The organism is Epilithonimonas arachidiradicis, from assembly GCF_003610695.1.
GTDB lineage: Bacteria > Bacteroidota > Bacteroidia > Flavobacteriales > Weeksellaceae > Epilithonimonas > Epilithonimonas arachidiradicis.
The window spans coordinates 172,328-186,469 of sequence record NZ_RAQH01000003.1 but is presented as its reverse complement, the minus strand read 5'-3'; the positions used below and the strand labels follow the sequence as shown (position 1 = coordinate 186,469).

Annotated in this window: 14 protein-coding genes; 8 read left to right on the top strand and 6 right to left on the bottom strand. The window is 35.9% G+C overall.

All coding sequences use genetic code 11. The annotated features are described in order from the left end of the window. The first annotated feature begins 26 nt into the window (after positions 1-26). A complete protein-coding gene (locus tag BXY58_RS06755) occupies positions 27-464 on the top strand; it encodes a hypothetical protein (protein WP_120213057.1) in 438 nt (145 codons plus the stop codon). An 82-nt stretch (positions 465-546) separates the two neighbouring features. Further along, on the top strand, positions 547-1,050 hold the full coding sequence (locus BXY58_RS06750) for a GNAT family N-acetyltransferase (RefSeq protein ID WP_120213056.1): 504 nt from the start codon (positions 547-549) through the stop codon (positions 1,048-1,050). A 49-nt stretch (positions 1,051-1,099) separates the two neighbouring features. Here BXY58_RS06750 and rpsO read toward each other — a convergent pair whose 3' ends face one another. From rpsO to BXY58_RS06720, 6 genes are all read right to left on the bottom strand, one after another. After that, positions 1,100-1,369, bottom strand: a complete 270-nt coding sequence (gene rpsO / locus BXY58_RS06745) for a 30S ribosomal protein S15 (protein WP_120213055.1) — start codon at positions 1,367-1,369, stop codon at positions 1,100-1,102. Between the two features lie 86 nt (positions 1,370-1,455). Beyond that, the gene (gene thrC, locus BXY58_RS06740; RefSeq protein ID WP_120213054.1) at positions 1,456-2,763 is read right to left on the bottom strand and encodes a threonine synthase; all 1,308 of its coding nucleotides are present in this window, start codon (positions 2,761-2,763) and stop codon (positions 1,456-1,458) included. A gap of 154 nt (positions 2,764-2,917) precedes the next feature. After that, positions 2,918-3,844 carry a homoserine kinase gene (locus BXY58_RS06735; protein WP_120213053.1) on the bottom strand — a complete coding sequence of 309 codons (927 nt, stop codon included), beginning with the start codon at positions 3,842-3,844 and terminating at the stop codon, positions 2,918-2,920. A gap of 69 nt (positions 3,845-3,913) precedes the next feature. Further along, positions 3,914-6,355: a bifunctional aspartate kinase/homoserine dehydrogenase I gene (thrA, locus tag BXY58_RS06730; RefSeq protein ID WP_120213052.1), complete on the bottom strand. Its 2,442-nt coding sequence runs from the start codon at positions 6,353-6,355 to the stop codon at positions 3,914-3,916. Positions 6,356-6,579: 224 nt separating this feature from the next. Further along, positions 6,580-7,392: a helix-turn-helix domain-containing protein gene (locus BXY58_RS06725; RefSeq protein WP_120213051.1), complete on the bottom strand. Its 813-nt coding sequence runs from the start codon at positions 7,390-7,392 to the stop codon at positions 6,580-6,582. A gap of 27 nt (positions 7,393-7,419) precedes the next feature. Then, positions 7,420-8,409 carry an SDR family NAD(P)-dependent oxidoreductase gene (locus BXY58_RS06720; RefSeq protein WP_120213050.1) on the bottom strand — a complete coding sequence of 330 codons (990 nt, stop codon included), beginning with the start codon at positions 8,407-8,409 and terminating at the stop codon, positions 7,420-7,422. Positions 8,410-8,731: 322 nt separating this feature from the next. Between BXY58_RS06720 and BXY58_RS06715 the strand changes: the two genes are divergently transcribed. The 6 genes from BXY58_RS06715 (at position 8,732) to BXY58_RS06690 (ending at position 14,045) form a co-directional block, all read left to right on the top strand. Beyond that, complete coding sequence (locus tag BXY58_RS06715; protein ID WP_120213049.1) at positions 8,732-9,073, top strand: PadR family transcriptional regulator; 342 nt, start codon at positions 8,732-8,734, stop codon at positions 9,071-9,073. 4 nt (positions 9,074-9,077) lie between these two features. After that, positions 9,078-10,805: a PspC domain-containing protein gene (locus BXY58_RS06710; RefSeq protein ID WP_120213048.1), complete on the top strand. Its 1,728-nt coding sequence runs from the start codon at positions 9,078-9,080 to the stop codon at positions 10,803-10,805. A 93-nt stretch (positions 10,806-10,898) separates the two neighbouring features. Next, a complete protein-coding gene (locus BXY58_RS06705; protein WP_120213047.1) occupies positions 10,899-11,729 on the top strand; it encodes a GLPGLI family protein in 831 nt (276 codons plus the stop codon). 300 nt (positions 11,730-12,029) lie between these two features. Then, the gene (locus tag BXY58_RS06700) at positions 12,030-12,605 is read left to right on the top strand and encodes a 1-acyl-sn-glycerol-3-phosphate acyltransferase (protein ID WP_120213046.1); all 576 of its coding nucleotides are present in this window, start codon (positions 12,030-12,032) and stop codon (positions 12,603-12,605) included. A 15-nt stretch (positions 12,606-12,620) separates the two neighbouring features. Continuing rightward, positions 12,621-13,052, top strand: coding sequence for a PaaI family thioesterase (locus BXY58_RS06695; protein ID WP_120213045.1), 432 nt, complete (start codon positions 12,621-12,623; stop codon positions 13,050-13,052). Between the two features lie 15 nt (positions 13,053-13,067). After that, entirely contained in the window at positions 13,068-14,045 is a 978-nt protein-coding gene (locus BXY58_RS06690; protein ID WP_120213044.1) for a chorismate-binding protein, read from the top strand. Positions 14,046-14,142: the final 97 nt, after the last annotated feature.

The following is a 14,142-nucleotide window of genomic DNA, read 5'->3' as shown; positions in this document are numbered from 1 at the left end:
TAATTTAAAACGTTTACACTAAAAATATGGATTACAGCTTTATTGTAACAAACGAAAAGATAACTATTCCTGATAATGTAATTTTCTTTCAAGTAAGAGATTTAATCACTTTCCCGTTAGATATAGACGGATTTGAAATTGAATTTTTTATTGAAGAATTTGAGAATAATCAAGATGATAATTTAATTCTCAATCTATTAAGGAAAATAAATTTAATAGATAAAAATTTTATAGTTGGACATTCATCTGATTTTTCTGGTGTTACTATGGAGGAATATCAAGCTGGATTTAAAAATGGAAAATTAATTCCAGAAACAGTCTACCTTAATGACTCAGAGCAATACAAATCAAAATATGATAAAGCATTTAGTATAATGAATTATAATCCTAAATTTGTTAGAAAATTTACGAATTTTATAACTGCACAAATTGAGTTCGATAGAGATAGAAAAAATCTAAAATAAGACAAGATATTTAATTACAACAAAAGCAACTCGATTGAGTTGCTTTTTAATTAGATTTGAAAATTGAATCAACAAAAACCAAATGAAAGAAATTCTACAAACCAAAAGACTTTTACTAAGAGAATTAAACCTTGATGATGCAGAGAAATTCTACAAACTAAACCTTAATCCAAATGTGATAAAATACACAGGAAATTCTGCTTTTAAAAATATTGATGAAGCCAAAGAATTTCTTGAGAATTATCCGGATTATAAACTCAATGGTTTTGGAAGATGGGCTGTGATTGAAAAATCAAGTAATGAATTTCTCGGTTGGTGCGGTTTAAAGTATGATAAAAATCTGGATGAAACCGATATTGGATTTAGATTTTTTGAGGAACATTGGAACAAAGGTTTCGCAACAGAAAGTGCAAAAGCTTGTATTGATTATGGATTTGAAACTTTAAATTTGAAAACAATCGTTGGCAGAGCAATGAAAGAAAACTTGGCCTCAATTAAAGTTCTTGAAAAAATAGGATTTAATTTTGAAAGAGAATTCGATTTTGATGAGAATAACAAAGGCGTGATCTACAAAACCGTAAAATAAAAAAAGCAACCCAGATTGAGTTGCTTTTTTGTTTTACCTGAATTTGGAATTATTTTCTGATTCCTAATTCTGCGATAATCGCTCTATATCTATTGATATCTTTATTTTTCAAATAATCAAGAAGAGCTTTTCTCTTCCCTACCAATTTTACAAGAGATTTTTCTGTAGCGAAATCTTTGTGGTTAGCTTTTAAGTGCTGAGAAAGGTGGTTAATTCTAAAAGTAAATAGAGCAACTTGTCCTTCAGCGCTTCCTGTGTCTTGTGCAGATTTACCGTGTTTTGCGAAAATTTCTGCTTTTTTTTCTGTTGTTAGATACATTCCAATATTGTTTTAATAATTATTATGTAATTCGGGTGCAAAGATAGGATTATTTTTCGGATTAAAAACTGTAAATCAAAAAATTATCACTTCTCTTCCATCAGATAAATTTTCAAAGATTCAAAATCAACAGAAAATTCTAAGGATTGTTTTTCTTTTTTGTTAAATGCTTCCAGTTTTTCCGGGATTATAACTTTCTCTTTCAGAACCTCTTCCACTACTTCCACAAACTTCGCCGGGTGAGCGGTTTCTAATAAAATCCCAACAAAATTTTCACTTATATTGTCACTCAGAGCTTGTCGAAGATTCTCCAATCCAAGATAAGCAACAGCTCCGTGTGGATCAAGTGTATAATTAAAGTCTTTCTTCACTTTTCGCATTGTATTTTTTGTCTCTTCATCCGAAAAAGAATAAGAAACAATCTCTTTTCTGAATTCTGAAACGTCATTACTGAATAAGCTTTTCATCCTTTCAAAATTGCTTGGATTCCCGACATCCATTGCATTACTAATGGTTTGTTTGGAAGGTTTTGGTTGGTAATTTCCTGTTTCTAAGAACTTTGGAACAACATCGTTCTCGTTGGTTGAAGCAATGAATTGGTGAATTGGCAATCCCATTTTCTTGGCAAAAAGTCCGGCTGTCAGGTTTCCAAAATTCCCACTCGGAACTGAAAACACAATTGCTTTTCCTAATTTTTGTAATTGAGCATAAGCCCAGAAATAATAAAACGATTGCGGAATCAGTCTCGCAATATTAATACTGTTCGCTGATGTCAAAGTGAATTTTTGATTCAGTTCTTCATCAGACAAAATTTGTTTTGCCAAAGCCTGGCAATCGTCAAATGTTCCGTCGATTTCTAAAGCTTTGATATTTCCACCCCAAGTTGTCAATTGTTTTTCCTGCAACGGACTCACTTTTCCTTTTGGATAAAGAATATAAACCTCGATTCCCCGCACTCCGAAAAATCCTGAAGCAACCGCACTTCCCGTGTCACCAGAGGTTGCAGCAATGACTTTCATCGGTTTTCCTTCCGAGAAATAAGACATCATTCTTGCCATAAATCTCGCGCCCACATCCTTGAAAGCCATTGTAGGACCGTGAAATAATTCTAATGAATAGATATTCTCAGAAATTTTCATAACAGGAATTTCGAAGTTTAAAACCTCATCTATGATTTCTTTTAAGTTTTCATCTGAAATAGATTCACCGAGAAATTCTTTCGCTACTCGAAAACCGATTTCCTGCAACGTTAGATTGGGTAAACTTTCAAAAAATCCTGAGTCCAATTGCGGAATATATTCTGGCATAAAAAGTCCACCGTCATCTGCTAAACCTTTTAGGATGGCGGTTTTTATATTGGTTTCTTCTTGTTGTCTTGTTGATATGTATTTCATTATTATTCGATAAGTTAGATATTTTAACCACAAGGTTCACAATTTTTTTTTCACAAAGAACACCAGTTTGATTCTAAATAAGCCAGATAATTACTGAAATACAGAAAATAATAATTCGTTGTGACCTTTGTGAAAACCTTTGTGCCTTTGTGGTTTAAAGAACTCTTGCGCCGTAATCATTAATTTTTGTAACAAATGCCTCGCTTTCGATATTTTTTTGATTGAGTAATTCTTTTATTTTCAATGAAATTTCTTCCGCAATTTCCTTTTTTCCACACAAAGCAAAAACCGAAGGACCAGAACCCGAAATCCCAAAACCAATCGCTCCGTTGTCCAAAGCCAGCTGTTTCATCTCATAAAAATACGGAATGAGCATCGCACGAACAGGCTCTATGATGACATCTTCCATACTTCGACTGACCAAATCCAAATTGTTAGTGCAAAATCCAGCAACCAAACCTGCGACATTTCCCCATTGCTGAACCGCAGATTTGAGACTGATTCTTTCTTTGATGATTTTCCTAGCCTCGCCAGTCGGAACATCCACGTGCGGATGAACGGAAACCACCGACAAATCTTTTGGATAAGGTAATTTGAGCGCGTCCAAAGGTTCGTAACTTCTTACCAAAACCAAACCTCCCAAAAGTGCAGGCGCAACATTGTCGGCGTGGGCATTTCCGCAGGCAATTCGCTCGCCTTCCATTGCGAGAGGAAGTAATTCTTCTTTAGAAAATGGTTTCCCCATTAATTCGTTAATGGCAACCAAAGCTGCAACACTACTCGCAGCGCTGGAACCCATTCCGCTATTGAGTGGCATTTTTTTATATAATTCAATATCAATCCCTTGATTAGAATTTATTTTTTCTAAGAATAATTTAATGACGTGCGAAACGACATTTTTCTCTGGGTCTTTTGGAAGTTTCCCATTATCGCCCTCGATTTTTGTAATAATGATTTGATTGGAATAGTTCTTTCTTAGAATAATTTCATCGCCCGGTTCTTCTATTGCAAAGCCAAGAATATCGTAGCCACAAACAACGTTAGCGACCGTAGCCGGAGCAAAAACTTTTATAGAGTCCATTTTTTAATTATTAATTGTTAATGGTAAATTGTTAATTGATTGCTGTTGAAAATTAATCATTAACAACTATTATTGCGCTGTAACTCTTACCAAATCTGCAAAAACGCCTGCAGCCGTCACTTCTGCGCCCGCGCCAGGGCCTTTCACTACCAGCGGCGTATTTTTGTACCTGGAAGTTGTGAACGAGATAATATTATCGCTTCCTGACAATCCAAAAAATGGATGATCAGCATCAACAATCTGAACTTCGATGTTAATTTTTCCATCTTCGAGAACGCCGATTAATCTCAATTTTCTGCCGGAATTTTCAGCTTCGTTTTTGAACGATGAAAAGTAAGGTTCGTGTCTTTCCAGTTCTTCGTAAAAAGCAGGAATGGATTCAGCTTTGAGACAAGCATCCGGAAGAAAATCTTTGATATTAACATCCGACATTTCCAACGGCAAACCAATTTCTCTTCCGAGAATCAGCATTTTTCTGGAGAAATCCATTCCGTTCAAATCGTCTCTTGGGTCTGGTTCTGTATAACCTAATTCTTGGGCTGTTCTTACAACCTCAGCAAAAGTTTTATCTCCAACATAATTATTAAAAATATAAGAAATCGTTCCTGACAGAATGGCTTCGATTTTCAGGATTTCGTCACCGGAAATCCAAAGGTCATTTAAGGTTTTGATGATTGGAAGTCCGGCTCCAACATTAGTCTCATAAAAGAAACTGACGTTATTCTTTTTCGCTAACCTTTTGAACTTACTGTATTGCTCGTAAGAAGAAGAATTTCCTTTTTTATTACAAGTCACAATAGAAATATTATTGTTAAATAATAACGGATATTCTGCGACAACATCTTCACTAGAAGTATTATCCACAAAAACCAAATTCGGTAAGTTTTTGTATGAAACTAAGTTTATAAATTCTTCAAGGTTTGCTTTTTGCGGATTTGTTCCAAAACCATCCAAATGGAAAACAGATTCAGGATTATCAAAAATTTTCATTTCACGACTGTTGGTAATTCCTACAACATTGATTTTAATCTGATGATTTTCTTCAAGATTTTTCTGTTCTCTTGCCAATTGTCGGAACAATTCTTTGCCGATATTTCCAGTTCCTGCAAACATCGCATTGAAGGTTTTAACCGGAGAAAGCAACAACGAATCGTGAACAACATTCAAAGCTTTAGACAATTCATTTCTTTCAATCACCGCAGAAATATTAAGCTCCGAAGATCCTTGTGCAATCGCAATAATATTGATTCCGTTCTTACCCAAAGCACTGAAAAATTTACCACTGATTCCTCTTGTTTTTTTCATATTCTCGCCAACGACAGAAATAATACTGAGTTCATTATCGAACTGTGGCTCGTCGATTTTATTGGAATTCAATTCAAATTCAAACTCTTCCCGGATGGCTTTTTCCGCTTTTTTCTCATCATCCAAAGAAACAACAAACGAAATGCTATGTTCCGAACTTGCCTGTGTAATGAGAATAACATTCACGTCATAGCGCGCTAAAACATTGAACAATCTTCCACTAAAACCCTTCATTCCAATCATTCCGTTTCCGGTAATATTGATGAGACAAGTTTTTTCGATAGACACAATTCCTTTGATTAAACCTTTTGAAACTTCAGATTTCTGATGAATCAAAGTTCCTGCATTTTCCGGCTGGAAAGTATTTTTGATATAAATAGGAATCTGACTTTCGATAGCCGGAATCATCGTTGGCGGATAAATCACCTTTGCGCCAAAATACGACATCTCCATCGCTTCCTGATAACTCAATTGCGATTGAGAAAATGCATTCTTTACCAATCTTGGATCCGCAGTCAGAAAACCGTCTACATCGGTCCAAATCTGGATCTCAACAGCTTTTAAACCCGAACCTAAAATCGCTGCGGTGTAATCCGAACCACCTCTACCCAAAGTTGTTGTGTCATCATTTTTGTCTTTGGCGATAAAACCTGTCACGACATAAATTTGATTTACCGGTTTCCAGTTCTTTAGATTTTCGTTGGTAGTTTTGTAATCAATGTTGGCATTTCCAAAGTGAGAATCCGTTACAATCAATTCTCTGGAATCTTGGAAAATCGCTGGAAAACTTTCAGATTGCAGAAAAGCTGCGACAATTTTGCTCGACATTTGTTCCCCATAGGAAAGCAATCTATCTTTGATCCTGTTTGATAACTCACCCAAATTTTTCACACTGAATAAAATATCCTCAATTTCATTGAAACTTACTTTTACCATCATTAACAATGGATTCTGAGCAGTTCTTGGTAATAATGCTGAGATGAGCTGATAGTGTTTTTCTTCCGCAGATTTCAGGATTTCAGAAAAATCGTTTTGCTTCAAGGCTTCTTCTGACGATGATAAAAGCGCATTGGTTATTCCTGATAAAGCGGAACAGACGATGATTAAAGGTTCGTTTTTGCTAAATTCTTTTTCAACAATTAATTTGACATTCCTTAATGCTTCTACACTTCCAACCGAAGTTCCTCCGAATTTTAATATTTTCATTTGTTATTATTTAGAAATGAAAAAAAGCCTTTCTGAAGTCAGAAAGGCTTTTTTTATGATTGTTTATTCAAATTCACAAACGCACCTTCCTGCAACTTACAGATGTTGTAGTTGTTGATGTAGACGTTGTTGTTGTGAAAATGAAATTCATTATTTTGTAAATCTTTAACGAAAGTATGAAAACTTTTTACGTTTGCAAATATTTATTCAATATTTTTTGAATTTTATTGCATATTTGACACAAGCCTTGTCAGCGCATATCCAAACTGTTTTTTGAAAGCAAAAGAAAAATGGGACAGATTTTCAAATCCGGTTTCGAAATAGACATCTACCGGTTTTTTATGTTTCTCGGCAATTTCATAATGGGCTAATTCCAGACGTTTTCTCGTGAGCCACCTTTGTGGTGTGGAATTGAAGGCCTTATAAAAATCACGTTTGAAAGTCGTCAAACTGCGACCCGTGAGATATCCGAATTTCTCCAGCGGCATATTGAACATAAAATTCTTTTCCATAAAAGTTACCAGATCAATTTTTCCCGGTTCATCAAAATTATTAAGAACAGCATCAATATTTTCGTCAATTGTTCTGAGAATATTAATCGCTTCGTTAATTTTCAGTGAGGCAATATTTTCCGGGAAATTATTTTGCATCTCAAAATACGGGATCAACGAATTCAAACAGCTTTCCAATAAAGGATGTTTCTCGAAACTGATAATTTTATCTGTTGGACTTTTTGATTTTAATTGATTGTTACTGTAGAATTCACGGAGTCTTTTTGATGACAGATGCATTGCAACAGCTTTGTGAGGCAATCCATCTTTCGGATAGTTGATAATGGTCGCCAACTGGTTTCTTGGAATCAAAAAAGTGCTTCCTGCACTGAAAATAAAACTTTCGTCTGCCTGGATAATTTTAGTTTCGCCCGAAATCAGCCAAACCAAAAAATGGTCTTCAAATGCTGCTTCGGTTTTGAACAACTTCCCTTCGTAACTGGAAAGTTTGATTTCAGGGTTGATATAATTAACTTGATAATCCATAATGCTTCTAACACAAAGTTACGAATATCAATTGATGTCAAATGGAATTCCCGTCATTTCTTCGCTCAATTTCCATAATCTTTTGGCGTTGCTTTCATCCAGAGAATATGTTTTGATTCCACCGATAATTTTCACATCGGAACTCAACTCCGCAACATCAACATTTTCACAATAAACGCCTCCCAAATTATTAAGCACTGGACTTGTAGCGCACCAGACTGTGGTTGCAGCACCCTGAGAAATGGTTTTAAGAGAAGCTTTAACTTCCGGCAACAAATTCCCTTCTGAATCCACATAACCTAACTTTTGAAATAAGTCCAAAGGTGCTTCTCTCCCTAATTCTGTTCCGCCGACTGCGCCCGGACATAATGCGTAACTTCTCACATTGAATTCTTTTGCTCGATTATCCAATTCCAGCGAGAAAAGATTGACTGCAGTTTTTGATTGTCCATAACCAAGCAATGTTTCGTATTCTCGATTGAGAAAATTCGGGTCTTCAAAATTAAAATCAGAGAATTGATGTCCGCCTGAAGATACATTTACTATCCTTGCGCCGTTTGCCTGTTTCAATGCTGGCCATAATCTTGCTGTTAGCTGAAAATGGGCCAGATAATTGACTGTCAATTGCGATTCGAAACCGCGACTGTCTCTGCGAAGCGGCACCCACATTATTCCCGCATTATTAATTAGCAAATGAAGTGGTCTTTCTGATTTTAAAAACTTTTCGGCAAAAGTGTCAATCGAATTTGGATTGGCTAAATCTAACTCTTCCAATTCAACATTAGGAATTCCATCGAGATTTCGTTTTGCTTTTTCGATATCTCTTGCGGGAACGATAACTTTTGCGCCAGCTTTCGCCAAACTTTTGACTGTTTCTAAACCGATTCCTGAATTTCCGCCGGTTACAATAGCGATTTTTCCTTCGAGACTGATTCCTTTGATAACCTCTTCTGTTGTTGATTTTGCATTGAAGCCGGAATTGATTGGCTTTTGTAATGCTCCTTGGTAATTGTTCATTGTTTTAATATTTTATTGAAGCAAAATTAGAACAGAAATTCATCATCAATTTTGTTTAAACGTCCGAATTCAATTTGTTTAAAAGTTCATTTGCTATTGCAATGTTAGATTTATTCACCATCTTTAATTTTTATCATAAAAATTTTACTGCTGACAATCAATAACTTAAATTAAATATTTAAAAATATTTACTACTTTGTATTGCATAATACCATTTTGTTTATATATCTTTGCAATGTAAAGTTAGAGAAGCAGATTCGAAGTCGAATAAAAAACAAACGACATTAGACTTTACATTAACCGATTAAACCAAACAATTAATATGAATACGGAAAACACAAAGGCGCAAATGCGTAAAGGAATTCTGGAATTCTGTATTTTGAGTCTGATTCAACAACGCGAAATGTATGTTTCTGACCTGATAGAATCTCTCAAAAAAGGAAAACTGGATGTAGTGGAAGGAACTCTTTATCCTCTCCTCACAAGATTGAAAAACGGCGAATTTCTCGCTTACAGATGGGAAGAATCTACAAGCGGACCGCCAAGAAAGTATTATCAGATCACTGAAAAAGGAAGTCTCTTCCTCGCAGAATTACAAACCACCTGGCAGGAACTGACAGACTCTGTGAACCAAATTACAACAAACTCTCACTCTCAAAATTAATACTATGAACAAGACATTATCTATAGCACTCGCAGGGTTCTCTTTTATGATAGATGAACACGCTTATATCAAGCTCAGCGATTACCTGAACGCCTTGAGGAATTCTCTGGATGCTCAGGAAGCAGATGAAGTAATGCACGATATTGAAATCCGAATGGTCGAGATTTTCAAAGAAGTACTTGCCAAAAGAGAAGTTATCAATGATTCTGATGTTGAAAAAGTAATTGCTCAAATCGGAACACCTGAACAAATTGATGAGCAGGAAGAAGCTTATTTCTCTGAAGGAAAACAAAATAAATCAAAATCTTCTACAAGTTACAGCAGCTACAGCAGCAATTCTCAGAAACAGCTGTTCCGTGATCCGGAAAGACAAAAAATTGCCGGAGTTTGCGCAGGCTTAGCCGCTTATTTCGGAATGGATATCACTTGGATGCGACTAATTTGGGTTGGTGCATTTTTGTTCCTTTGGGTTGCGCCAGGTTCATCTTTCTTAGTTGTGATTTTGTATTTCATCCTTTGGGCAGTTTTACCAAAAGCAGAATCAGCTTCTGACTTTTTGAAGATGAAAGGAAAACCATTAAACTTCGATAACTTAAAGGAAGAATCCAGCAAAATAGTGCAGTTTGCCAATGAGACAACAACAAGAGCAGGAGAAATCTATAACGAGAATCGTCCGAAAATAGGTTCTGCAGGAGACTCTTTCCTGAAAGTTCTGAAATATTGTCTTGCTATTTTGCTAGCATTGATGGCAGCTGGATGTTTCATCGGATTGTTTGCAATGATGTTTGCTTACGGTTCTGACAAATTCGGGATGGACAATAATCTTGGATTCTACCTGGAAGAAAACAATCTTGGTTACTTACTACTTGCTATTGCAGCTTTGCCAACAATCATCTTCGGAGTAGCATTTTTATTATTATCAATCAAATTATTCTCTCCAAAGTCAAAATTCAATTATGTTGGGCCGGTTCTTGGAACATTGGGAATCATCTGGATTATTCTTATCGGAGTTTTGGCGGCGAGCGCATCAAGCTTCAACTTCCGATACAGCGGCGAAAATGAAGATTATGAAAATATCTCAATTGCAGCTCCAAATGACACCATTTACCTTGACAGCAAGAAGGTAGCAATTCCTGAGAATTTCAAAGCTTATTTTGGAAGAATCTATTCTGATAAAGCTACCATCTATAAAAAAGACTGGCCGAATGTAGAAATCACAAGAAAAGATGACATCAAAACACCTTATCTCATCGTGAAAAAAGAAGCAGACGGCTACAACCAGCCTCTTAAGATGAAGGTTCCTGTAGAAATCAGAGGTAACAGAATTTTTCTTCCCAACTATTTCGAATATCCTTATGAATACAGATTCAGAGATTACAGATTAGATTATGAATTGGTAGTTCCTACCAGAATGAAAGTAATCAATGAAAAGGAATACGAAGTCAGCACCCGTGGCGATGATGGACAAAATGAAGACGACCACGAAGATGACAACCATAATAGCAATGGAATCACTGTTGAGAAAAACAAAATCAACATCAACGGGACGACTATCGAATATAATTCCGATGACAGTGACTCGGTAAAAATCAATGGGAAAAATTATTCTAAAGATTCTGCGGATGTCGTTTTAGAAAGAATGAAAATTGATCAGCAGGTGAAAAAGAGCTTCAAGGATATGAACATCAATATCAAAGATGGCAAAAAAGAAATCCATATTAAAACTAACTAAAAATTGAGAGTGGATTAGTTGAAAAGCGGACCAAAAGTCTTCGGGCTTCCGCTTTTCTCCTAGTTCCCTTAAAACAAGATCACGAAAATTAATATGAAAATCTATACTTTTTTACTCTTGATATTGCTCACCACTCTATCAAAAGCCCAAACACACCGCTTCATTTACGAATACCAATTCAAGCCGGACTCGTCTTCTACCAATTACAGAAATGTTAATATGGCATTGGACATCAATCCGAAAGATGTAAAGTTCTACCATTACGAAAACATCATCAATGATTCCCTGAACAAGAAAGGTGGCAGAAATTATAACTGGAACGGAACACCCGCTGTAAAGAGAAACAAAAATTCTTATCAGAATACGAATTACGAGATGATGATGGATTACTTCTCTTACACCACCGACGATAAAATGGACTGGAAACTGGAGAACGAAACCAAAACTTCTGGACAGTACACACTTCAGAAAGCAACGACGAATTTTGGAGGAAGACATTGGACAGCGTGGTTTTGCAAAGACATCAACATCTCCGAAGGTCCTTACAAATTCCGTGGGTTGCCTGGATTAATATTCGAGCTGAATGACAGTAGAGATAATTTCATTTTCAAATTGGTAAAAAGCCAAAAACTGGAAAAAACTTATGATACATCAGATTTCCTGGAAAGTTTCGGAGGGAAAAAACCATTGAATGTGAAAATTGTAGATCTGCATAAAATGATGCTTCAGTTTTACAATGACCCGATGAAGGAACTGAGAGAAAAATTTGATGATGTGCCACCGGGAACATTTCAGGTTGGCGGAAAGAAAATTACCAGCAAGGATCAGTTCAAAGATATGGCAAAAGTGATGCAGGATTTCATTGCCAAGAATTACAACCCCATCGATTTGACAACAGCCGTGATTTATCCGAAAATAAATTGATACTTTAATAAAACTTTAACCTTGAAAATCAGGATGGAACAAAAATTTTATTAAATTTGTTACTTAAATAAAATCTAAACACCAAAACCTCAAAAATGATACAATTAGTTTTAGAAATCGCCATCAAGATTGTAGATTTCATCAGCAACCTTTTTTAGACAGCCAAAGAATATAATTTTTTATATTTCTTAATAAATAAACATATTTTGTAAATTTGTAAAGTATAGCCGTTATGGCTGTACTTTTTTTGTGGATTCACTTTTGTAATCTCATTCGGCAATTCAATAATAAAAGCCTCGTATGAAAAAACTCTTTGCGAAACTAATTCTTAAACTTATCGGCTGGAAGATTGTACTTCAGGGCGATGTCGATAATCTGGACAGATGCATCCTTGTCGTTGCCCCGCACACGCATAACAGCGAATATCTGTTGGGAAATCTCGCCTACTGGGCGCTGAACAAAAAACTTAAAATCATCATCAAAGACGCACATACCAAAAATCCTTTCTACGGATGGATCGTAAAAGGCATTGGCGGCATCGGGATTGACCGCAGTCAGAAAAATGATTTGGTCAATTTTGTAGCGAATGAATTTAAAAAAGATGATTTCAGTCTTGTGATTACGCCGGAAGGTACCAGAAGCTGGGTTCCGAAGTGGAGAAAAGGATTTTACAATATGGCTCTGGCAGCGAAAGTTCCGATAGTTTTGGCTGGTGGCGATTACAAAAGAAAAACCATTAATCTCGGCTATCAGATTCCCTACGAAAAATTGGAAACGCTTCCTTACGAGGAGATTATGCAGGAGATTCAGGATTTTTATGTTAAATATGACATCACGCCGAAAATTCCTAAAAACTGGAATCCGAAAATCTATTAATTTAATTTCAAAAAAATGGAAGAGTCAAGAAAAAAAGAAATACTAGACCAGCTCAATAACGCCAGCAAAAATACGTTGGGAGAGACTTTGGAGATTGTTTACACAGATGTTTCCGATGATTTTTTATCCGCAACAATGCCGGTTAATTCCAGAGTTCATCAACCTTATGGTATTCTTCACGGTGGTGCGAGTTGTGTTTTGGCGGAGACTCTGGGTTCTTGTCTTTCATTGATTAATATCGATACTTCCAAAGTTGTTCCTGTTGGGACAAATATCAACAGCAATCACTTGAGAGCAAAACGAGAAGGCATTGTAACCGGAACAGCAACTTTTATCCGAAAAGGCAACACAATGCACGTTTCGCAAATCGAAATCCGTGATGAGAAAGGTAATCTCATCAATCACACCACAATGACCAATAACATTGTTCCAATCGGAAAAGTCTAATTTATTTTCGAATCAATGCTTATTTTCAGATTACCCGATTCAGACGTTTTCCACACGCTGGAAGCATCTCAGGAAAAGTTGGTTTCATTTGTCAGCTTCGATACCAAAACCGTTTTGGACTTTAAAGGAACCATCAAAGCAATTTCTATTGAAGCTATTGAGAGTCAAAACATCTCGCCGAAAAGCAAAAGCCAACTGATAGAAATAGCCAAAGAAACCCAGGAATCTTATGCTCTTAAAATATCTCAGGCCAAAGACTTCATCGAAAAAAATGAGCTTAAAAAGCTGGTTCTTTCCAGAAGGAAACTGTTGATGTATCTTGACATCGATTCTGAAAAAAAACTATCATTAACCAAAAGTTTTCTAAAATTCTGCGACAGCTATCCTTCCGCTTTCTGTTATCTGTTTGAAAAAAACGGTGAGATCTGGATGGGCGGATTTTCGGAGGTTTTAGGAAAATTCGATAAGAGAAATAACTCTTTCCAGACGATGAGTCTTGCAGGCACGCTCCCACTGGATGAAAGCTGGACTGATAAAGAAATTGAAGAACAAAAAGCGGTTACAGAATATATACAGTCCATTTTAAGGAAATTCTCTTCCAACCTGAAAGTTTCCTCAACCAAAGATTTGATATCAGGCAATATCAAACATCTGAAAACTGATTTCTCAGCAGAAATAAGTCCCGAAAGTCTGGACAAAATCATTTCAGAACTGCATCCTACTCCGGCAGTTTGCGGATTCCCGAAAGAGCTTTGCGCACAAGGCATCAAAAGTATCGAACATTTTAACCGGGAATTTTACGCAGGCTACATCAAAGTTGAAACCGAAGATTTTATTTATTATTTCGTCAATCTAAGATGTGCCAGTTTCTTTAAAAACTACGCTTTTCTCTTCGTAGGCGGCGGCATTACGCTAAAAAGTGATGCTGAAAAAGAATGGCAGGAAACCGAATTAAAATCTATGGCTATCCAGAATAACCTGGTGTTCGAATAATTTTATTTTAAATCTATCATAATCGATTACATTTATTAATTATTCAAAAAATATTTAAAACAAACAAATTATATACATTAATTTATTATTTTTACAA